Genomic DNA, 22,464 nt, shown 5'->3' on the forward strand with positions numbered 1-22,464 from the left:
AAAGGAAGAGAAATAATGGCAAGTATTTCACTGAAAAATATTGATAAAACATATCCCGGAAACACAAAGGTGATAGAAAATCTGAATCTGGAAATAAAAGACAAGGAATTTATTATTTTGGTCGGCCCGTCAGGCTGCGGTAAATCTACAACCTTAAGAATGATTGCCGGACTTGAGGAAGTGACCGGCGGAGAGCTGTTCATAGGTGACCGTATGGTAAATGATGTTGCACCTAAAGACCGTGATATTGCGATGGTGTTTCAGAATTACGCACTGTATCCACATATGACGGTATACAAAAATATGGCCTTCGGACTGAAGCTGCGCAAGATGGATAAAAAAATCATTGATCAAAAAGTGCATGAGGCGGCAAAAATACTGGACATTGAGCATTTGCTGAACCGCAAGCCGAAGGCACTTTCAGGAGGTCAGAGACAGCGTGTTGCATTGGGGCGTGCCATGGTGCGGGACCCGGCGGTGTTCCTGCTCGATGAACCTCTGTCAAACCTTGATGCAAAGCTGAGAACACAGATGCGTACAGAGATTACGAAGCTTCATAAGAAGCTGGATACAACGTTTATCTATGTCACACATGATCAGACGGAGGCAATCACCATGGGTGACCGAATCGTAGTAATGAAAGACGGAATGATTCAGCAGGCTGATACACCGAGAAAGCTTTATGATTCCCCTTGTAATATGTTTGTTGCGGGATTTATTGGTTCTCCGCAAATGAATTTCGTGGATGTCACCCTTAATCAGACAAATGACGGTTATCATATCACATTTGGTTCGTATAAAATCCCGGTGCAGAAGAATAAAGCTGAATGTGCAGAGCTTTTACCGTATGCAGGAAAAATCGTGGTGCTTGGTATTCGTCCGGAAAACCTGCATGCTGAAGAGGGGTTCCTTAATGCGTTGCCGGAATGTAAGATTGATCTGAAGATTGATATTGCGGAAATGATGGGGGCGGAGAATTACCTGTACGGAACATGTGACGGCAAAAAGCTGACTGTCCGTGTGCCGGGGCAGATTCAGGCACAGTGCGGCGATACGATGGCTGTTGCAGTGGATATCAATAAAATGCATTTATTTGACAAGGAAACCGGCGAGGTCATTTTAAATTAATGAAGATTAGGTTTATGTAAGGAGAACACAATATGTCACTGTTTAGACCGGATTACACACGCAATGGACCGGGTATCGACAAAAACGCGCCCAAAAAGACCGGCATTGCGTTGTTCTTTGAAATCATAGCGCGTGAGTTTTGGCAGATATGCAAGCTGAATGTGTTATTTTTGGTAAGCGCTCTGCCGCTGGTTACGTTTGGTGCAGCAAGGGCGGCACTGAGCCGGTGTACAATCAATATGGTGAGGGATGTACCGAATAATGTTTGGACAGATTTCGGACAGGAATTCAAAAACAACTTTATTCGCAGTACCATGTGCGGACTGGCAGAGCTCTTTGTGATTGGTGTGCTTTTGATTCTGATCCGGAGTACAGCGGTAAATGAAAATTCACTGCTGCAAGGGGTAATCTTGTCTGCGATATTTGCGGTCAGGCTGTTTTGGGGATATTTTTGGCCGATGCTTGTGACGATTGATGTTCCCTTTGCCGCAGCTGTGAAAAATTCCGCAGCATTGCCTGTACTATGCTTAAAGCACAGCGTGCCGGCAGTGCTTTGCGGAACGATTCTGCATATGATCAGTCTATGGTTTTTTCCCTTATCACTGCCATTCATTGTATTTTTTACGTTCGGTTTCAGCAGTTTCATAATAAGTTTTGCGGCATGGTCTGATATGCAGAGACTGGTGTTGCGCCGCAATGAAAATAAAGGAGAATTAGAATGATTAAATTAGGTATTATTGGATTAGGAGAAGTTTCACAGTGCATGCATTTGCCTATTTTGCAGGATATGTGTGAAACCTATCAAATAACAGCTGTTTCAGATGTGGCCCCTTCACTGGTTAACTTTATCTGCAAAAAATATCATATTGCTCAAGGCTATTTATCAGCAGAAGAATTGATTGACAAGGCAGATATAGATGCGGTACTGATCCTTTCACCTGATCAGTACCATGGAGAATATGCAGCCCGTGCATTACGCATGGGAAGACATATATTTGTTGAAAAGCCGGTAACACTGTGTGTTGATGAACTGAAAGAACTCATTGAGCTTTATAAGCAGTATCCGTCTCAGATCGTAATGGTCGGTTATATGAGGCGTTATGCGGGACCATTCCTTAAAGCCCGCGAAATACTTGAGGAGCAGCCGCTTAAGACAGAATATTTGCGTTTCCGTGATATTATTCTGGAAGCTCCGTTCTTTATCGGACAGACACGCCCGATTTTTTATCCAAATGATGTACCTGAAGATGTAATACGTGAGGGAGGCATACGCCGCCGGGAACACCTTGACCGGGCCATCGGTGCGGATGCAACAGATGAGATGCGTACGACATATCAAATGATGACCGGACTGGGATGTCATTCGTTTGCGGCGGTGCGTGAGTTGTTTGGGGTGCCGAAGAAAATACATTCAGTCACTACGGCTGCAGGCGGTCAGCATGTTGTCATAGTGATGGAATTTGAAGACGGTTTTCTGGGCACGTATGAACTTGTCAACAATCAGAATATTGTTCAGTTTGATGCGGCGATCGAAGTGTTTCAGAAAACACGCAAGCTGCTCATCAAATATGAAACTCCATATCTGCGGTATCAGCCGGCATCTGTCGAGGTCATTGAGTCAGATGACAGTGATACAAAAACAACGACATACGGACCTGATTTTCATGATGCTTTTCACACGGAGCTTAAAACCTTTGCATCATGTATTGAAAATGGAATACAGGCAAAGACAAACCTGGAGGATGCTGTGGCAGATCTCGAGCTGTTCCAGGAAATCATGCATGTAATGGCACAAAACTAAAACAGGGAGGACGCAGATGTATAATGTAAAAATAGCAACTGCCCCATGCTCATGGGGAGTCTGGTATGCAGACGGTACGCCATCCGGCACGCCATGGGAATTGTTTCTGGATCAGGCCGCTGAGGCAGGATATCAAGCACTGGAATTAGGTCCGGATGGTTATCTGCCGACAGATGACGGAAGACTGCGGGAAGAACTCGCAAAGCGCAGTCTGGAGGTGTGTGCAGGAACGGCATGTTACCAGTTTGACACAGGAAAAGACTTTGACGCATTTCGTCCAAGAGTTGAGGCTCTTTGCAGGCGCCTGTCTGCATTGGATGTACATCATCTCGTAACGATGGATGAATCGGACGTAGGTAAATACAGTGAAAAAAAGGTAGATATGGATGCGGAAACGTGGCGTACATTTTTTCAAAAAATAAAGGATATGGGTGAATATACAAAAAACTTCTTTGATATTGAAGTGGTTTATCATCCACATATTAAGACCATGGTAGAGTATGAAGAAGAAATCATTCGTCTTATGGATTTTACCGGACTGCGTCTGTGCTTTGATACCGGACACCATGCGTACTCAAACGGCACGGGAATGATCGGAGATCGATCTGCGATTGATTTTATGCGCCGCTATTCTGACAGAATGGCCTACCTTCATTTTAAGCAGGTGGATGGGACTATATACAAAAAAGTGATGGCCGAAAAACTGGACTCTGACACCGCATTTGACATGCAGGTAATGTGTGATATTCCGGACGGAATCATAGATTTCGAAGAAGTGCGCCGTGTTATGGATGAGATTAACTATTCAGGAATCACTGTTGTTGAATCTGATATGCCATGTGCTTCTAATGAACAGGTGTTTGAGTCAGCAAAAAGGAATCTTAAATATTTGCAGGAAATTGGGATTGTAAAATAGGAGAGTTAAAAATGAATGTAGTCGTATGTAAGAACTATGAAGAAATGAGCCAAAAAGCGGCAGAGCTTGCGGCTGAGAGTATCAGGGAAAACCCGTCAGCTCTCGTAAGCTTTCCGGGAGGAGATACGCCGCTTGGTATGATACAGGCCTTTACCGATCTTGTAAACAGCGGAAAGGTCGACATTTCCGGCGCGCATTATGTATCCCTTGACGAATGGGTAGGAATGTCACAGTCAGATAAGGGATCATGCGGCTGTTTTAATCGTACAGAATTTTTCAGCCGTTTGGAAAAGGAGTTTGCAGATATTCATATCATTGACGGTGCTGCTTGCAATATCGAAGAGGAGCGTGCTTCCCTCGATGAGTATATTGAAAAATATGGACCGCTGGATGTTTCTGTGTTGGGAATTGGACTCAATGGTCATTTGGGCTTTAATGAAGAGGGAGTAGACTTTAATCTGGGAGCACATATTATTCCGCTGGCAGAAAAAACGAAAGAGGTTATGCACAAATATTTTGGAGATCAGCATAGACCGGAATATGGAATTACACAGGGAATTCGGCAAATCATGGCGGCAAAAAAAGTGATTCTGCTAGCAAATGGGGCGCATAAGGCTGATATTATCAGGAAGGCAGTATGCGGCGAGGTATCTAATGCAGTACCGGCATCAATATTACAGAATCATCCGAACTGTTTTGTCGTAGTCGATGAAGCGGCTGCGGTATACCTGTGAACAGAATAGAGGACCTGCGGGATTTGCAGGCCGAAATTCCAAAGAAAAAACTGGTGATCGGATTCGATGGATTTACCGATTCGGTTGCCAGGCCGATCAGATATGCGGCAACAGACAGCACAGAGGCCAAGCCGTTTGAAACGATTCATGATTTTGGCGCATTTCTGATGTCAAAAGCAGGCAAGAGCTGTTCGGTAGAACTGAAAATGCAGGCACGTCAGCTCGGAGGCAATCTTCCGTTTTTGTCAAGAGCTGCCGGTTATCTTGGACTGGATGTCAGCTGCATTGGTATGCTCGGAGAGAATGAACCAGAGAAACTGTTCAAAGATATGCCCTGCACCTTATATCCGTTTGCGGCTTCCGGGCAGGCCATGTGCCTGGAGTTTCATGATGGGAAAATATTGCTTTCATCAGACTGTTTGTTACCTGCGGATGCATGGGAAATGGTACTTTCGGCAACTGATGGACGGGCAGCGCAGATGTTTTCAAATGCGGATTTATTTGCGCTTGTCAACTGGAGCGAGCTGTCATTTGCAGGGGAACTTTGGGAGCATGCATGCAATTCGATCCGTCAGCAGGATAAGAGCAAATTTGCATTTTTTGATCTGTGCGATGTATCCAGAAAGAGCAGAGAGCAGATCGATCATGTGCTGCGAATGATTGGCGGGATATCAAAAATGCGTACAGCTATTTTAAGTTTGAATGAGAATGAGGCACTTACGATTGGTGAACTCTTTTTTCATAACATGCATGACATTGCCGGGACGGCATGTGCTGTTCGGCAGTCATATGGAATCGATGAGGTAATTGTTCATACGATTCATGAAAGTCTGCTTTCTACAAAACGCGGGTCGGTCTGTGTCCCGACGGTATTTGTAAATACACCGGTCATCTCCACAGGTGCCGGAGATAATTTCAATGCAGCGTCATGTTTTGCTGCAGTGATGAATCTTGAAGATCGTGAAAGACTTGTGTTTGCAAATATGTATGCAAATTTCTACATCACACATGGGTATAGCCCGTCGCTTACAAAATTAATGGCATCACAAGGTTTTTGAAGTTTGACATGTGCCACAAAACAAGAAAAAACGGCAAGATTTTCATTGCCGTTTTTCTGCTTTATATGATTAAAAATAGTAATTTAACAGTTTGCTGGAAAATCAGTTCTTCGCTTATAAATCTGAATCGAAAGAGTAAATGCTGCAATGATGATTCCCACACACCAGGCGACAGCAATCCAAAGGCTGTTGCCCAAAGGCAGATCTAGTGTTAAAGCCCTGAAACTGTCAATGACAGGGGTCATGGGCTGTATTTCTGCAAACCACTTAATGCCTCCGTCCAATGAATTGACAGGAACAAATCCGGAACTGATAAAGGGCAAAATGAAGAGTGGAAGCATAAGTCCGCTCGAACCCTCCACTGTCTTTGAGAGCAGCCCGCACATCACTGCAAGCAGTGAAATTGCGATGTTTACCAACGTAAGAAGTCCTGTGATAACTAACCAGTCCAGAAGACTTCCCTGTGGTCTGAAACCAAGAATCAATGCTGTGGCAATGATTGTAATGGTTGAAATTGTATTTCTTACTACCCCGGCGCCGGCATGGCCTGCCAGCACGGCGGCTTTTGAAACAGACATGGTGCGAAAACGATCAATAATACCCTTTGTCATATCTGCTGTCACATTCATTGCCGAATACTGCGAGGATTGGCCTATGCTTTGTAAAATAATCCCCGGCACAATAAAATCAATGTAGTTAAACGTTCCTACATTAGCTATATTTCCAAACACGTTCCCAAACAAGAACATCAAAAAGAATGGTACGATTGTGGCAACCAACAGTGCTTCAGGATTTCGCAGAGAAGTCAGCAAACAGCGTTTGAACATAATCCATGAGTCGAAAATGATGCCTGCCTTTAGCTTATGCATGGCTGTTATCCTCCTTTTTTTCATCAATTAAAGTTAAAAAAACATTCTCCAAAGAGGGCAGGTTTGGTTGGATACTATCAACAACAATACCATTTTCCGCTAAAAGCTCCATAGCTTTTGCAGCCGCTCTCTCGCTTTTGAAATTTAGTTGTGCCCCACGCCCCGGCATTATCTGTTTAAGGTACTGCGGCGTGCCCTCCGCGAGTATCTTACCTTGATGGAGAATAGCAACATTGTCAGCGAGGTATTCAGCTTCTTCTAAATATTGTGTAGTAAGGAACACCGTAGTTCCTTTCAGAGCCAGATTCTTCACCAGATCCCACATGGCGATACGATTCTGCGGATCAAGTCCCGTGGTAGGCTCGTCGAGGAAGAGCACCAGGGGATCAACCATAAGGCTCATGGCGATATCCAGTCTGCGCCGCATACCACCGGAATAAGTTGAGACTCTCCGGTCAGATGCATCTTGCAGATCGAAAAAAGATAACCACTCGTTTGTTTTGCTCTTAACATCCGGCAGACGCATGAGCTGACCGATGAGCTTTAAGTTTTCTCTGCCTGTCAAAACCTCGTCTACTGCCGTAAACTGACCTGTCAGACTAATACACTTTCTCACGAGTTTTTCCTGAGCTACGACATCAAAGCCGTTAATGAAAGCTTTTCCCCCGTCTGGTTTTAACAATGTGGACAGAATTTTAACAATAGTTGTTTTACCTGCGCCATTAGAACCTAACAGGGCATAGATTGTTCCGCGGGGAACAGAAAAACTGACATCTTTCAGAACTTCATTGTTTTGATAGCTTTTTTTTAGTTTCGATACAGAAATTGATATATTTTGCAATGTCACATTTACTCCTCTCTTTACCTGGATTTAATACCGGACGAATGAATGTATGCGGCGAATATAAAATTGCCCTATAAACAGGCAATTTTACTTAATCTTCTTTTGAAAAATAAGGCAGCGACTTTATCATATCGGCGATTTCATTATCATAAAGCGGTAAGCCCATTTTATCTAATATTTCTGAAATGAACAAATACCTGCGCTGCATCTCCTCAAAATTCCCGGGGAATACAGAGGGTATAAACCACAAATCTATTAATACCAGAAATTCAGACAATTCTTTCGCATATTCCGTATGAATAGAACCATCTTTCAAGCCTTCCTCGATAAGTTCCAGCCAGTGCGGACATAGAATGTGACGGTTCGTTTCAAGCATTCTTGCTAAAACATGAGGATTTTTCAACAGTGGAATCGCCTGTTTTGATAGTTCCACTTGCTTTTCGTCAGATTGATTCAGCATGATAGCCATTCTCATTTTTTGAAGTCCATTTAAGTCAGTGCGCTTTTTTACCACTTCAAAGGGATTGTTGTTGGAAAACATCTTTGATCCCAGTGCGTCCATAATTTCTTCCTTTGACTTAAAATGGTGGTAAACAGCTCCTTTCGTTAAACCGCCCAATTCGTCGACTATATTTTGAATCGTGGTATTGTCATATCCTTTTTCAAGAAATAAACGCTCAGAAACCTCTAAAATTTTATCAACCGTCACTTCCGGATATTTGTTTCTCGCCATACGATCTATCCTCCCGCTTACATTCGCTTCGTATGTTTCCATTATAAGCCGCTTTGGATATAGTGTCAATATTTTTCATACCCAACGTATGTAAAGTATCCTGAATATTCAAGTATTTCTTTGTTCGGGATATAACAATTGCCTGGCTGTTGGAACCGTGTATAATAAAAATATAAGGAAAAATAACAGAAAATTACATTACGCGAAAGGCGGTGCAGACAATAAACTTTTACCCACATCTAAATGATATCTATATCACAGAACGCCTCAGGCAGAGGCTCGCGGTCATTGACAGTGCACGGATCACAACAGTCATAGCGCCCATGGGCTTTGGTAAGACGACTGCGATCACATGGTGGATGAAGCAGCAGAGTAAGTATCATCCCGACTGGGTTATCCTGCGTCAGATGATCGACACCCCCAGTGTGACTGACTTCTGGTCGGGCCTCTGCCGGGTGCTGCGGAGGTACCCCGTCCTGGCGGAGCAATTGGCGTCGCTGGGTTTTCCGGCTGATACCCAGGCCATGTCTATCATGGCTGAACTGATCGAGGACGCACTGCCGGAAACTGGAAGGCACATCTGCTATGTGCTGGACGATCTGTACATTTTTAAGGATAAACGACTGGTGTCGCTGTTGCTGTACCTTTCCCGGCGTCTGGAGAACCGCATAAATATTATTCTGCTCTCCCGCAGCCAGATATTCAGCGAGGAGGAGCGGATGCGGATGGGAGCAGGACTCGGTGAGATTTCGGCGGATGACCTGCGGCTGAATGAAAGCGAAGCTGCACAATATGCCAGGCGGTGCGGGCTTACTGCGGATAAGAAGGAGATTGCTGCCCTTGCTGCTGCCAGTGAGGGGTGGATATCCATGATCTATCTGAACTTCAGGGCCTATGTCCAAACGGGAGTATGGATTTCCGGCAGTGCCGACATTTTTAACCTGATCGATCAGATCTTGCTGGAGCCTCTGCCGGAGCGCCAGCAGCAGTTTTTGATCTTAATCGGCATCACAGATAATTTCACAACGGAAGAAGCCGCCTATCTCTGGCAGCAGCCGGATACGGAAGCGCTTCTGCAATCCCTGTCACAAAGCAATGCCTTTATTACACGAAATGAAAACGGTGTTTACCGCTATCACCATATGCTGCGCGAGTGTACACGCCAGAAGTTTGCCAAACTGCCCGCTGACCGGCAGGCTGCTGCATATGTCAGACTGGGTGATTGGCATTTGAGTCAGCAGAATTATGTTACTGCTGAGCTTTCCTATTACAGGGCGCAGGCATGGGACAAGCTGCTGACTGCACTGAGCATCGACTGTGGAAAGTCATTGGGCGGTGAGTATCAGGAGATGTTGTACCAGTGGAGTGAGGAGTGCCCTGTCCCTGTGCTGATGAACCATCCCGATGCGGTGCTGGTGCTGATGCGAAAGCTGTTTGCATTTCAGCGCATTCCGGAAATGTTCCGTCTGAAAGAGATTTTGCTGAGCAGCCTGAATGCCGGAACGACGTTGACCGAACAGGAGCGGCAGGACTATCTGGGTGAATGCGAGCTGGTCATGAGCTTTTTAAAATACAATGATATTTCCGCCATGAGTGCACACCACCGCAGGGCCTGCGCCATGATGAGCCGCGCATCCCGCTGTATAGACCCGAACGGCACATGGACCTTCGGTGCACCGTCTATCCTTATGGCGTATCACCGCACAGCAGGCGGGCTGGATCACGAAAATGCCGAAATGCGGGAATGTATGCCCTACTATTATCAAGTAGTGGACGGACACGGAAACGGCGCGGAGCATGTCATGCAGGGGGAAACGTATTTTATGCGAAACCTCCTGACTGACGCACAGATCAGCTATCATCTGGCCGTAGGTGCAGCAGCCCGGCGCAGTCAGCACAGCATCCGTGTGACGGCTGAATTCCTTGGGATGCGCATGGCGCTTCTGGAGGGCGATGCCGGGAAGCTTTGGACGATCATAAAACGGCAGAAGGACAGTCTTCGGGAAAACAAACAGTATATCCTGCTGGGAACGCTGGATATGTGTCAGGCATGGATTTACTCCCTGCTTGGTCATACGGAGGAGGTTCCGGCGTGGATTGCCGATGGAGCGCCCGCTTCCATGGTGATGTATCCGGCTGCGCCCATGCTGCAGACCATCTATATACAATACCTCCTGGCGCAGGGCAGATACACGGAAGTAATCGCCCGAAAAGAAGCCGCCGCTGCGCTGTATGAAAAGACCCACTCTCTCCAGTGCAGGATTCATTTGCATATCCAGGTGGCCGCTGCGCTGGATCGGCTTGGGCGCTGGGGAAAGGCTATGGATGAACTGAAAACTGCATTGGAACTGGCACTGCCGGATGACATCGTGATGCCTTTTGCGGAAAACTGCAGTTATATCACTGCCCTGCTGCAAGAGCTGCAAAAGCGCGGTGCTTTTCCGGAGCAGATCGAAGGAATCCTTATTCTGGCGGAGCAATACAGGGAAAGTAAGCAGCGGATTTTACGCGACCTTTGGGGGGAGGGTGAGGACTACGGACTCAGCAGACGGGAACTGGAAATCGCCGGGCTTGCGGCGAAGCGTCTGACCAACCGCGAAATTGCAGTTAAACTGCATTTGGCGGAAGGAACCGTAAAGAATCAGCTTTCCCGTATTTTTGATAAATTGGAGATAAGCAAAGAGAGCAAAAACAAACGTCTGGAATTGGAAAAACTCTTTAGTATAAAAAAGTAGTGACCTTTGGTAACACTACAAAGAGAAGATGCCGCGGTATACTATGATAATACATCTGATGGAGGTGATGCATAATAGAGAAAAAACTTACAGAGCATCGCCTGAGCGACAGCGAACTCGCAGCGAAGCTTAAAGCACTAAACACAAAGACAGGAACAATGAAGACATTCGCTGTTATCTGCCTCATCGCTGCAAGCGTAATGTTGATGTTCAGAGCATGGGTGCCGGGGATTGCAGCACTTATTGGCGCCTGCGTATTCGGGATCCTGTATACTCGCTCGGCCGGTGATGCAAAGACGCTGCTCGCTGATAACATTACGGGAAATATTATGTCAGAGGTGTTTGACGAGTGTACCTATACAGCGGATATGCGTATGCCGGACAAAGTGCTCCGCGAGGCGGGTGTGTTTTGGGATTGGGACAATGTAGTCGGATCGGACCTGGTATCTGCAAAATATAAGGGACATACCATTAAGTTTTGTGACATTGAGCTTTCAGAAACAGTGGAAAGAGAGAACGACGACGGCAATACTAATACGGAATATGTGACCAGATTCAAGGGACAGTGGCTGGTATGCGAACTGGACCGGGAAGTTCCTGCGAGGCTGCGTCTTCGTGAAAATGCAGAGCGCGGCAATAAGATAGGAAAGAAGCTCCTCGGTGAGCGCAGGGAAATGAAAAGTGACGTGATAACAGAAAATGAGGTGTTCAACAGGCGTTTTCAGATTCTCACAGAAGATCCTCACAGTGCATTTTACATCCTGACACCGCATTTTATGGAGTTTATCCTCAAAGCGGACGATGCTGCGAACACCCGTACATATCTGAGCTTCATTGATAACCGTGTGCACATCCTTGTCTATAATGGGAAAGACTCCTTTGAACTGCAAAAAGCTGAAGGAGCAAATATTGAGCAGATACGTCAGCGCATGAGAGGCGAACTGAAGTATATCACAAGTATATTGGACGAACTTCTGATGAATAAATATTTATTTGGGGAGGGTCAGGTATGATATGGATAATAATTATTATCGCCTCGATTATAATACTTGTTTCAGTATTATGGTGGATCCGCACAGGCAACAGCTTTAAAAGGATGGATATTAAAATATCTGAATCGCTGTCCGGCATAGAGGTGGCGCTTACCAAGCGTTATGATATGCTGACAAAGCTGCTGGATGTTGTCAATGGATTTGCTTCTCATGAAAAAGAGGTACTGTATGAGGTTCTAAATCTACGCAAGGAGATGACGATCCATGAAATGACCGATGTAACCGCAAAAATGGACGAAATGGAATTAAAAGTGAATGTGGTCGCGGAATCTTACCCCGAACTGCGTTCCAGCGACGTATTTCGGGAGCTTCAACGGGGCATACGCGATGCTGAGGAGCACCTGCAGGCGGCGCGGCGGCTCTACAACAGCAGTGTGTCAGGGTACAATCAGTCCATCACGATATTTCCTTCCAGCATTGTTGCAAAATCCATGCATTGTATGCTTCGTGAATTTTTTGAGGCTAAGGAAGACAAGCGCTTCGATGTGCAGATGAAATTCTAAAAGGAAAAAACAAGGGGGTATTCATTATGAAACGTTTTCTTTCGATTGCTTTTATATTAATCTTAGCTCTTTCTGCTTGTGGCGGAGGCGGCAGCAGTCCCGGCAGCAACAGTTCCGAAACTACTCAAAGCAGCAAGGACAGCTCAGTTACTCCATCTCCTGCTGCTCAATCAACCGTGGAGCCTGAGATTACACCGAACCCGCCGCAGGGCAGCGATAACGGGGGGATCCCCGCCGGTGCCGATGAAATTGGACAGGGAATCTATTACTATGATCTCTATCCACTCCCGGGCGACCCCGGTGACGGTGCATCTCCCAGGGAGGGGGCTGACATCGTAGTAACGGATCTGCTGGCGCCAATGGGATTTTTTGATACACTCAGTCCCCCGCAGTGCGTCTATGTCTCGTTTGATGACCTGCAGTTTCTCGATGCAGCAAAGGGTCATGAATGTTACATTTACTCCGTTGCTTTTGGAACAGCAGCAGATGGGTTCAAGGGAGATAATTATGAGGTGGTGTACCGCGCGGCTGTTGATTACGGTGAATGGAAGGCATTCATCTATGAGGATTTTGACAGCGGCGGACAGGATGAATATGCTGACCACGGGAGCGATCCCGGCGATACTGCTGAGCATTGGAGTGACCCCGGTGACACAGGAACCCCGGAATGGTGGGGATTATTCACGGGTGACGGCTTTTCCATTGACATTACCAACTTCAATGGAACAAGCTTCAGTTTTGCCATTTCCAATCTGAGAAATGGGGAGTATGTCTTGGATGGCGTGGCGGCAATCGACCCTGAAAACGATCTTATGGCAGAGTATGGGCAGATAGGATTCTCCTTGTATGAGGATTTCAGCGCAGTGGATGTATTCGTTTCTGAAAGCTCTGAATGGGAACATCTGCGCGGTCAATATAAGCGTTAGGGTTAATGATACAAAGGGTCCGCCTGTTCTGAATATTTTTTGGAGCAGGTGGAATTTTTTTACTGTAAAGGTCTAGGACAGTGACTGTTGGAATGTGCATCGGGCATGTTAAAACTCAAGCTATACAAAACAACCAAAAATAGTATAAAAATATTAGGAATAAAGTGGAAATGCACATAACATATTGACATTTCAAAAAAGGTGGAGGATAATATGCACATACGGTGAAACGATTTTTGTATATAACTTCGTGCTCGTTCACGAAAATAAAAAGGAGGTGTTTCTAAATTAATAGAATGGGCTGTGATAGGAAAAGAAAGTAATAAACAATTCCGTGCTCGTTCACGGAAACCTAGGAGGATGAAAAATGAGGAAAAAAATTGCATTATTTTTAGCAGCGACCATGGTACTTGGCATGACAGCCTGTGCCGGCGGCAGCAATTCAGGAGATGAAACTTCTTCGGCGTCGGCAGCTGAATCAGAAGGGACTGAAGAAAAAGCAGAAGCAGGTGAAGCAGACGGGGAAATAAAACAAGTCGCATTGTTAACAGCAATGGCAGGAGCGGAGAGCTGGCAGACACGTATCCAGCTGGCAACAACTCTTGACGAACAGTATGGAGTTGAGATAACTAACATGGACTGCGATGGAAACGCGTCTAAACAGGTTGAACAGATCGAGAGTGCTGTTGAGGCCGGGTATGATGCGATCATCATTTCTCCAGCAGAGGTTGCAGCTATTATTCCGGCAGTAGAGAAGGCTGTTGCGGCAGGCGTTCCTGTAGTGTCCACCGAAGGCGTATTTGAGGGCGCATCCGCATCAGTCAATATTCCAGAGTATGATTCAGCATACTTTATGGGGAAAAACGCGGCCGAGTGGCTGAATGAAAATTGGGCTGATAAGTCCGAGCTAAATGTTATGGATCTTAATTATGAGTTCCTTGATAACTGTATCGAGCGGAACAACGGATTTATGGATGGTCTTAAGGAGCACTGTAATGCTGCCATCAATGTGGTTGCAAATGTATCGCCAACGACAACAGTCGAATCGACAAACATGGCTGAAAGTGCTCTTCAGGCGGATAATATTGATGTATGTATGTCTACAAATGGCGACTTCCTGTACGGTTTCATGCTGGCGTGCCAGAACCTGAACGTAGACCTTGAAACGGTAGCAGGTTTCACTATGGATGCTACACCATCGTCCCTTGAATTTATGAAAAACGGTACCGGCATCAAAGGTATTTGCGCATGGAGTACTCCGCAGGGCCAGGTTGAATTTTGGCTTGAGGCAACAAGCTATGTCCTTTCGGACGAGTATCATGCAGGTGATGCGTGCAAAGAGTATGATTTGGACTTCCTGTATATCACACAGGAAAATGTTGATCAGGCTCTTAAAGATTTTGGGTGGGATAAATAACAATTGAATGACATCATGTACATGGGGCCGATGATTAGATGAGTTGATCAGAGGCCCCATACACATGTTAGTATTCATACACTTGTTTACATGAATGCTGTGCATAGAAGGAGTAAGTATGACACCAATCATTGAGTTTAAGCATGTTACAAAGGCGTTTCCGGGTGTATTGGCGTTGAATGATATTAACCTGGAATTAAAAAAAGGTGAAATCCACGCTATCATGGGCGAAAATGGAGCAGGAAAATCCACTTTGATTAAAACTCTTTCGGGAATCAATATTCCTGATAAAGGCCAGATTTTTTTTGAGGGCAAAGAGCTTCAAAATATTACACCTAAAAAAGCGCGAGAGATGGGAATCACCGTTATCTATCAGGAACTGACCCTGGTCGGTGATCTGACAATCGGCGAGAATGTTTATCTGGGGGAACTTCCGAGGAAAGGAATATTTTTAGATAGGAAGGGCCTTCTGGATAAAATGTGTCAGATTTTCGAGGAACTGGATCTGAAGCTGGACCCGGAGATGAAGGTGAAGGATCTAACTGTTGGCTATCAGCAGATGGTGGAGATCTGCAGGGCGCTTGCACAGGATGCAAAAGTTCTTATTCTGGATGAGCCCACAGCCTCTCTTTCAAATAAAGAAGCGGATATTCTGTTTGCTTTTATGGAAAAGGCAAGAAAAAAGGGGATAACAATTGCGTTTATTTCTCACCGCCTGGATGAAGTATTTCGGATGTCCGACAGGATTACAGTTTTACGGGATGGTCAGATGATCACGACTTTAAATACCAGGTATACCGACCGGGATGAACTGGTCAGACTGATGGTCGGAAGAAAACTGGATGAAATTTTTAAAGAAAGAGAAGACAAAACCGCTGGAAAAGTTGTGCTGGAAATACAGCATCTTACCGGTAACGGCGACAGAGATATCTCTTTACGGCTGCACAAAGGAGAAATCCTTGGTTTAGGCGGCCTTGTAGGAGCCGGGAGGACGGAACTGGCTGAGATGATCTACGGTGCGGTCAGACCAGAATCCGGAAAAATCCTGGTTGGGGGAAGGGAAGTAACGTTCAGACATCCGAAGGATGCGTTAAAACACAGTATTGTGCTGATGCCGGAAGACAGAAAACAGCAGGGGCTGATCCTGGATATGAGTGTACGTGAAAATATTGTGTTATCTGTTCTCAGACATATTTCAACAGGCATTTTTGTCAGCGGGAAAAAACAATCCGCGATGGTAGATAAATATATTGATGCAATTCGCATTAAGACGCCCACTCCTGAACAGAAAGTAAAGAATTTAAGCGGTGGAAACCAGCAGAAGGTAGTGCTGTCTAAGGGGCTGGCAACAGAACCGGAAATTATCATTATTGATGAGCCTACGAGAGGAATCGATGTGGGCGCAAAAAAAGAAGTATATGATATTATGGACAGCTTGGTGGCACAGGGAAAATCAATTATCATGATTTCTTCTGATATGGAAGAACTTTTAGGTATGTCTGACCGTATAGCAGTTTTCTGCGAGGGAAGACTGAGTGGTATCATTTCGAGAGATGAGTTTAATGCAGAACTTGTATTAAAATGTGCATCGGAATATCAGGGCATGGAGGATAGTTATGAATAAGGTAAAAAAGATTTCTTTTAAAGATTTTGGCATAGTTTTAGTGCTGCTTGTTGTTGTGGTGTTTTTTTCGATCACTGGCGGCAATTTTCTGACGGTATCTAACATACGAACGATTCTCCTTCAGGTTGCAAGTGTGTGTATCTGCAGTCTGGGTATGATGTTCGTACTGATTACCGGCGGTATTGATCTTTCTGTGGGGTATCTTGCATCCGGTGTCGGCATGCTGAGTGCCTTTTGTATGGCAAATCTGGGATTAAATGGAGCATTATCTCTGCTTTTGGCGTTGCTTTTTGCTTTGGTTATTGGCTTGATCCAGGGTTCACTGATCGCATATTTAAAGGTTCCTCCTTTTATTGCTACGATGGCATTTATGAATATTTTAAAAAGTTTCTCGTATCTGATAACTTCCGGCCGGGCCATTTATGATCTTCCGGCATTTGTACGGCAGATTGGCCAGGGGACTGTTCTGGGAATTCCTATTCCCATTATCATGATGTTTATTTCTATTGTGATAGTTGGGATTTTTGCAAGAAAAGTTTACGTTGGACGATTCTTCTATGCTGTCGGGAGCAATGAGGAGGCATCAAAACTCTCCGGTATCAACACGAATGTGGTAAAGGTCGTCACGTATATGATCAGTGCCCTGTTCGCATGCCTTGCCGGTATCGTTATGATGGGGAGACTTGCAACAGCATCGCCCAACAGTGGTGACGGGTTTGAGTTTGATGTTATTACTGCCTGCGTACTTGGAGGTGTGTCCATGAGCGGAGGTAAAGGCAAAGAGTATCAGGTGTTTGTAGGAGCAATGATTATCGGTGTCTTAAATAATGGTATGATCCAGCTCCATATCGATACATACATGCAGTTGGGAATCAAGGGACTGATTCTTCTTCTCGCTGTAGCATTTGACTGCATTCAGCAGAGGAAAAAGCAGAAAGTTAAATAAAAAACTATATTGTATATTAGGTAATTGCGAAACAAGTTCGTAATCTTGATTCCAAACAGGGTAGAATTGCTGCATTGCAGCAATTCTAAGATAAAAGTTACAGTTTTCATAAAATAGGCGCACTTAATAAAGCTATGAAACTATTAAGTTGGTAAGACCTACGCAATGAGCGGTTTGATACTTCGTATAAATTGATGTTGATGTATTTTGTCAGCTAGCACGACTGAAATAAGTTGTGTTATTCCTGAAAGAATAAGGTCTGCATGAAGTGTCCTTTCGTTTTGAGTCTTACGACCAGCAAGTCCAAAGCAGTCTTTGAAGTGATTTATGGAACGTTCGACTGTTGTACGGATTTTATATATTGAATCCCATTCGGCAGTACCACGAAGTGTACCAGGATAGGCACGAAGATCTTTTTCGGGATAAATGTATATCATGCGGCCGCATTTGGAATTCGTGCAAGGACTATCACAAGTACATTTACGATGTGATTTTTGCGTTTCAGGATTATAATCCCAAATCATTTTAGGACATACGAACTTGTATCTTGGAACCCCGCTGCGGAGTTTGGAGATACATTCATATTTCATTGGGAGTGTTTCATCTTTTGGACAGCAAGGGATGCCATCTTCATTGATTTTGTAATCAACATTTTCAAGATGAGATCTTGAATTTAAGGGAATATATGCAGCCTTAAAGTGTTTGTCCCCGCCAAATGTATCACCGGTGAGAAGCGATTTATATAATCCTACAGAATCAAAAGCAGCATCACCAAGAAAAGTTTTTGGATTTATCAGAGGATGCGCCTTGAAGAAGTCCTGCAGCATTGGAATGAGGAGCCTTGCATCATGAATGGATTTATCTTCATCAGGAGAATCAGATTTCTTGTTTGGAACAAGTTCAGGATGGGCCAATAAAAAGTCCTTATTGTAAAACTCAAGATGACGGACAATGCCCAGACCATTTGTGACAATACCGATCTTATAAGCGTAGCAGAAATGACCATCGACATAAAGCTGCTTGATTTGAACATTAGAAGCACAATGAGCTGGCATAGATCCATAAGCAGCCTTGTAAGGGTCAAAGTTAGAATCAAAGTGATTTGCTTTTGCATAGGCTTTTAGCTGTTTGATGATTCGGTTAGCAAACTTTGGATTATTTTCAGTTACCCATGCTTCGATTCCAGAAGAATCAAAAATGGTCATGTTGGCTTTTTCAAAATCAATTGCTTGGCAGATAGGTTCGGTAACATCAACAAGGTTATTGAAAACTAATTGTAAGTCCGAAAGAAAGACTTGTTTAAAACGAGTGATTTTAGATGCATCAGGAACTTTGGTAAAGCCACAGAACTCACGAAGATGTCTGGAATACTTGAGAAAAACAAGAAGTAAGGAATCAGTCGGAATTGAAAAAATCCGCTGAATAATAAGTGCCCATAAAAAGGCATGCAAAGGGTATTTACGGGATCTACCCGTTGATGCATAGAAGTGATTCCGGAAGGAATCGGGAATAATTTCATCAAGATCGATGTTTGATTGAAGAAGTGACAGAAACTCAGGCTTGTCAGATTCATAAATTTCCTGACAATCTGAAAAAACATCTGCCAATGAAAGCTGATTACATGGTATAATAGCCATAAGATAACTCCTTTCAGGGTTTTGTTTAATTGTTTCTCGACAATTCAATTATAACATACCTGTGAGGAGTTATTCCATTTTAAACAGTAAAAAAGCCTGCAAAATCAAGGCTTATGGCGTTTTGCAAACGCCTAATATTGTATATCTTTGAGAGGAGACCAGGATGACTTCAAAAGAAAGAGTAATAATGGCATTAAGACATGAGGAGGCGGACAGGGTGCCGCTGGACATAGGTGGATTTAATAATACCTGCATGCATGAAGTAATTGAACGAGAAGTGAAGCAAAAACTAAACCTTGAGGATCACGGATACATGATCAAAGCAAGAAGTCAGGGTATTGTCGTACCGGATCAGAGTATTGTGGATTATTTTGGGGTGGATACCTGTTCGATTTATATCAACGAGACAAAACCGTGGACAGATAACGGAGACGGTACATTTACAGATATGTGGGGGATCGGCTACAGTATGAATCCTGACAATTATTATTATAACCGCATTAACCATCCGTTAGAAGATGCCGAAGAAATAGATGATCTGGATGATTATGTACTGCCGGAACCGACGCCGTATATGCTGGATGGCTTAAGCGAAAGACTGGATGAAAACAAAGATAAGTGCTGTATTCTGGAAGGATTGGAAGAGCCAATGTTTGGCATGCCCTCGTGGCTTCGAAGAAATGATAACTTTTATGCCGATCTTGTGGCCGATCCCGATTTGTGCGATGCATTACTTGGAAAACTTTTAGATTACTTTAAGAAAATGATTAAGTACATTATGGATCCGCTGGGTGATCGCATTGATATCGTAAAAGTCGCAGATGACCTGGGTGCGCAGAACGCATTGCTTCTCTCACCGGAGACCTACCGTGAGCGTATCAAACCGTTTCAGGCAGAACTATATCAATATATCAAAGGCAACTGGCACAAACCGATTATTCTACATTCATGTGGTGCAATTCGCCCGATCCTTGGCGATCTGATCGAGATTGGCGTCGATGCCATTAATCCGGTTCAGGTATCTGCTGCGGGTATGGTTCCAGCAGAATTGAAAGCAGAATTTGGTGGCAAGATCACATTCTGGGGAGGAGGATGCGATACACAGCATGTTTTAAATATGGGAACCCCGGATGATGTAAGGAGAATGGTTGAAGAAAACCTGAAAACTTTTAAACCAGGGGGCGGTTACGTATTCTGTCAGGTTCACAACATCCAGCCGGGGGTGCCGTACGACAACCTTATGACGATGTATGATACGTATTACAAATATTGTAAGTATTAAATTCAGACAAGGAGAATGATAATGGAAGGAACAATGATACAGCAGGTAATGACTGCGCCTAAAAAAATAGAGCTCAGAAGTGTTGCAATTCCAACACCGGGTCCGGAACAGGTTCTTATAAAAATTATGAAAATTGGTATCTGCGGAAGTGACATTCACGTATATCATGGTACACATCCGTTTACTTCATATCCGGTCACACAGGGGCATGAACTCAGTGCAAAGGTTGTGGAATTGGGCAGCAATGTGACCGGGTTGACGTTAGGACAGAAAGTCACGGTCGAACCGCAGGTTTTCTGCGGAACATGTTATCCATGTACGCATGGAAAATATAACCTGTGCGAAAATCTGAAAGTTATGGGGTTCCAGACTACAGGGGCTGCCAGTGAATATTTTGTCGTGGACGCTTCAAAGGTAACTCCGCTGCCGGAAAACCTCACCTATAATGAAGGTGCCATGATTGAACCGCTGGCGGTGACCGTGCATGCAGTCAGACGATTTGATCAAATCAAAGGTGCCAAGGTTGCGGTGCTCGGTGCCGGACCGATTGGTATTCTGCTGGCACAGGCGGCAAAGGGACTTGGTGCGGAGGGCGTCCTGATCACGGATATTTCAGATAAACGCCTGGAACTGGCAGGGAGTGTCGGCGTAGATTATACTGCAAATACCATGAATGTAGACTTCGGCAATGCGATGGCGGATGCTTTTGGACCGGATAAGGCGGATGTGATCTACGACTGTGCAGGAAATGATATTTCGATGGGACAGGCAATTAAATATGCCCGAAAGGGAAGTAAGATTGTTCTTGTTGCCGTATTTGGCAAAATTGCAGCGGTTGATCTGGCTGTACTGAATGACCATGAGCTTGATCTGGATACAAGCATGATGTATCGGCACGAGGATTATGAACTGGCAATAAGTCTGGTCAATGAAGGAAAGATCCAGTTGGAAGCGTTAATGTCCGGACATTTTGCTTTTCATGATTATTTAAGTGCCTATGAATATATTGACAACAACAGAGAATCTGCGATGAAAGTCCTGATCGATATTGATAATTCAGATGAATAGATATGGCAAAAGCAATTGTTCTTCGACTTCTATTTGCCTAATCTTCCATGTACATGATATGCTTAATAAAAAGCTTGTTAAAAGAAGGTGAACTTGGTGGAAAACATAACGATAAATACAATTGCCAAAAAAGCAAATGTGTCGAGAGGAACGGTAGACCGCGTATTAAATGGCAGGCCGGATGTGAGCGATAAGACCAGGAAAAGGGTTCTTGAAGTAATAAAAGAGCTGGAATATAGTCCCAATGTTGTAGCAAAAGCACTAAAATCTAAAAATAAAAAAATCCAGATAGGAATTATTGTATCTCCAAAAGAAAATCTTTTTGGCAGAGATATTCTGAAAGGGATATTATATGCTAAAGATGAGTGCGCTATCTATGGGGTAACGATTAATATCTATGAGATGAAGGGATTTGAAATTGACGCTCAACTTGCGCAAATTCAAAATGCCATTGAAGATCAGGTTAATGGAATTGCTTTGGCTCCGATGGAAGATACGAGCATTCGAAATATACTTAAAAGTATTGAGGATACGATTCCGATTGCCTTCTATAATACTGATATTGAAGGTGTAAACAGAATCTGCTATATCGGTCAGGATGGCAATGCATGCGGGCGTGTTGGGGGGCAATTATTGGGAATGCTTTCAGGCGGAAAGGGAGATACGGCTGTTTTGCTGGGTTATAAAATGATCCGGGCACATTTGCAGAGAGAAGATGGCTTTTCCGAGTATCTCAAAAAAGACTTGCCGGAGATGAGATTACTCGGGACATTTGAGACACGCGAAGTGGACAGGATTGTTTATGAAATTTGTGAAGACTTGTTTCAGAACAACGATATAAAAAATATATTTATGTCGGGCGGCGGTATTGATGGTCTGGGACAATTTTTGGTGGACCATAAACTGTCCGGTAAAGTGAATGTGGTTTGCACCGATTATATTTCAAGAACTGCGGAGTTGCTAAAAAATGATGTCATCCACTTTGCAATAGGGCAGCAGCCGTTTGAACAAGGCTATTATTCAATAAAGGTGTTATCAGATTATTTACTCTCGGGTACCAGACCGGGAAACAGTGAGTTGTATACAAATCTGGATATTCGTATTAAAGAAAATATTGACTGCTGTTTCAGCGAGGGCCTGCTGGCATCAAAATTATAATAACGGATAATGGATGGCTTTATGCAGGAGGCG

At 44.3% G+C, this 22,464-nt stretch carries 19 protein-coding genes and 1 pseudogene; 16 read left to right on the top strand and 4 right to left on the bottom strand.

What is annotated here, in order from left to right; all coding sequences use genetic code 11:
- The first annotated feature begins 15 nt into the window (after positions 1-15).
- Genes NQ502_RS10830 through NQ502_RS10855 form a run of 6 tightly spaced genes read left to right on the top strand, consistent with a single transcriptional unit; the run spans position 16 to position 5,637 of the window.
- Positions 16-1,128: an ABC transporter ATP-binding protein gene (locus tag NQ502_RS10830; RefSeq protein ID WP_028530029.1), complete on the top strand. Its 1,113-nt coding sequence runs from the start codon at positions 16-18 to the stop codon at positions 1,126-1,128.
- A 32-nt stretch (positions 1,129-1,160) separates the two neighbouring features.
- The gene (locus tag NQ502_RS10835) at positions 1,161-1,850 is read left to right on the top strand and encodes a DUF624 domain-containing protein (protein ID WP_028530030.1); all 690 of its coding nucleotides are present in this window, start codon (positions 1,161-1,163) and stop codon (positions 1,848-1,850) included.
- Positions 1,847-2,929 (top strand): Gfo/Idh/MocA family oxidoreductase, encoded by a 1,083-nt coding sequence (locus NQ502_RS10840; protein ID WP_028530031.1) that lies wholly within the window; start codon positions 1,847-1,849, stop codon positions 2,927-2,929. The genes NQ502_RS10835 and NQ502_RS10840 overlap by 4 nt, the downstream gene beginning before the upstream one ends.
- A 16-nt stretch (positions 2,930-2,945) precedes the next feature.
- Positions 2,946-3,845 (top strand): sugar phosphate isomerase/epimerase family protein, encoded by a 900-nt coding sequence (locus tag NQ502_RS10845; RefSeq protein WP_028530032.1) that lies wholly within the window; start codon positions 2,946-2,948, stop codon positions 3,843-3,845.
- Positions 3,846-3,856: 11 nt separating this feature from the next.
- Positions 3,857-4,579, top strand: coding sequence for a glucosamine-6-phosphate deaminase (locus tag NQ502_RS10850; protein ID WP_028530033.1), 723 nt, complete (start codon positions 3,857-3,859; stop codon positions 4,577-4,579).
- Complete coding sequence (locus NQ502_RS10855; protein ID WP_242830303.1) at positions 4,576-5,637, top strand: PfkB family carbohydrate kinase; 1,062 nt, start codon at positions 4,576-4,578, stop codon at positions 5,635-5,637. The genes NQ502_RS10850 and NQ502_RS10855 overlap by 4 nt, the downstream gene beginning before the upstream one ends.
- Before the next feature lie 83 nt (positions 5,638-5,720).
- On the opposite strand, the gene NQ502_RS10860 is transcribed toward NQ502_RS10855, so the two are convergent.
- The 3 genes from NQ502_RS10860 to NQ502_RS10870 all read right to left on the bottom strand — a co-directional run bounded on the left by NQ502_RS10860 (position 5,721) and on the right by NQ502_RS10870 (position 8,083).
- On the bottom strand, positions 5,721-6,506 hold the full coding sequence (locus NQ502_RS10860; RefSeq protein WP_028530035.1) for an ABC transporter permease: 786 nt from the start codon (positions 6,504-6,506) through the stop codon (positions 5,721-5,723).
- Positions 6,499-7,353, bottom strand: a complete 855-nt coding sequence (locus NQ502_RS10865) for an ATP-binding cassette domain-containing protein (RefSeq protein WP_407691140.1) — start codon at positions 7,351-7,353, stop codon at positions 6,499-6,501. The genes NQ502_RS10860 and NQ502_RS10865 overlap by 8 nt, the downstream gene beginning before the upstream one ends.
- Positions 7,354-7,441: 88 nt before the next feature.
- Positions 7,442-8,083: a TetR/AcrR family transcriptional regulator gene (locus NQ502_RS10870; protein WP_028530037.1), complete on the bottom strand. Its 642-nt coding sequence runs from the start codon at positions 8,081-8,083 to the stop codon at positions 7,442-7,444.
- A 212-nt stretch (positions 8,084-8,295) separates the two neighbouring features.
- Between NQ502_RS10870 and NQ502_RS10875 the strand changes: the two genes are divergently transcribed.
- The 7 genes from NQ502_RS10875 to NQ502_RS10905 all read left to right on the top strand — a co-directional run bounded on the left by NQ502_RS10875 (position 8,296) and on the right by NQ502_RS10905 (position 17,286).
- Positions 8,296-10,818 (top strand): LuxR C-terminal-related transcriptional regulator, encoded by a 2,523-nt coding sequence (locus NQ502_RS10875; protein WP_028530038.1) that lies wholly within the window; start codon positions 8,296-8,298, stop codon positions 10,816-10,818.
- A gap of 158 nt (positions 10,819-10,976) precedes the next feature.
- Positions 10,977-11,831: a DUF3137 domain-containing protein gene (locus NQ502_RS10880; protein ID WP_028530039.1), complete on the top strand. Its 855-nt coding sequence runs from the start codon at positions 10,977-10,979 to the stop codon at positions 11,829-11,831.
- A complete protein-coding gene (locus NQ502_RS10885) occupies positions 11,828-12,373 on the top strand; it encodes a LemA family protein (protein ID WP_044983586.1) in 546 nt (181 codons plus the stop codon). The genes NQ502_RS10880 and NQ502_RS10885 overlap by 4 nt, the downstream gene beginning before the upstream one ends.
- A gap of 26 nt (positions 12,374-12,399) precedes the next feature.
- Positions 12,400-13,299 (top strand): hypothetical protein, encoded by a 900-nt coding sequence (locus NQ502_RS10890; RefSeq protein ID WP_028530041.1) that lies wholly within the window; start codon positions 12,400-12,402, stop codon positions 13,297-13,299.
- 367 nt (positions 13,300-13,666) lie between these two features.
- On the top strand, positions 13,667-14,716 hold the full coding sequence (locus NQ502_RS10895; RefSeq protein ID WP_028530042.1) for a sugar ABC transporter substrate-binding protein: 1,050 nt from the start codon (positions 13,667-13,669) through the stop codon (positions 14,714-14,716).
- A 118-nt stretch (positions 14,717-14,834) separates the two neighbouring features.
- On the top strand, positions 14,835-16,340 hold the full coding sequence (locus tag NQ502_RS10900) for a sugar ABC transporter ATP-binding protein (RefSeq protein WP_028530043.1): 1,506 nt from the start codon (positions 14,835-14,837) through the stop codon (positions 16,338-16,340).
- Entirely contained in the window at positions 16,333-17,286 is a 954-nt protein-coding gene (locus NQ502_RS10905; RefSeq protein WP_044983587.1) for an ABC transporter permease, read from the top strand. Before NQ502_RS10900 ends, NQ502_RS10905 begins: the two co-directional genes overlap by 8 nt.
- Positions 17,287-17,524: 238 nt before the next feature.
- Here the strand turns inward: NQ502_RS10905 and NQ502_RS10910 are convergent.
- Positions 17,525-18,917, bottom strand: a pseudogene (locus NQ502_RS10910) (transposase).
- Positions 18,918-19,086: 169 nt separating this feature from the next.
- Here NQ502_RS10910 and NQ502_RS10915 point away from each other — a divergent pair.
- The 3 genes from NQ502_RS10915 (at position 19,087) to NQ502_RS10925 (ending at position 22,431) form a co-directional block, all read left to right on the top strand.
- Positions 19,087-20,205, top strand: coding sequence for a uroporphyrinogen decarboxylase family protein (locus NQ502_RS10915; RefSeq protein ID WP_028528414.1), 1,119 nt, complete (start codon positions 19,087-19,089; stop codon positions 20,203-20,205).
- A gap of 33 nt (positions 20,206-20,238) precedes the next feature.
- Complete coding sequence (locus tag NQ502_RS10920; protein ID WP_028528415.1) at positions 20,239-21,273, top strand: zinc-dependent alcohol dehydrogenase; 1,035 nt, start codon at positions 20,239-20,241, stop codon at positions 21,271-21,273.
- Positions 21,274-21,369: 96 nt separating this feature from the next.
- Positions 21,370-22,431, top strand: coding sequence for a LacI family DNA-binding transcriptional regulator (locus tag NQ502_RS10925; RefSeq protein ID WP_028528416.1), 1,062 nt, complete (start codon positions 21,370-21,372; stop codon positions 22,429-22,431).
- Positions 22,432-22,464 lie beyond the last annotated feature (33 nt).

Origin of the sequence: Ruminococcus gauvreauii (assembly GCF_025151995.1) — a bacterium.
GTDB lineage: Bacteria > Bacillota > Clostridia > Lachnospirales > Lachnospiraceae > Ruminococcus_G > Ruminococcus_G gauvreauii.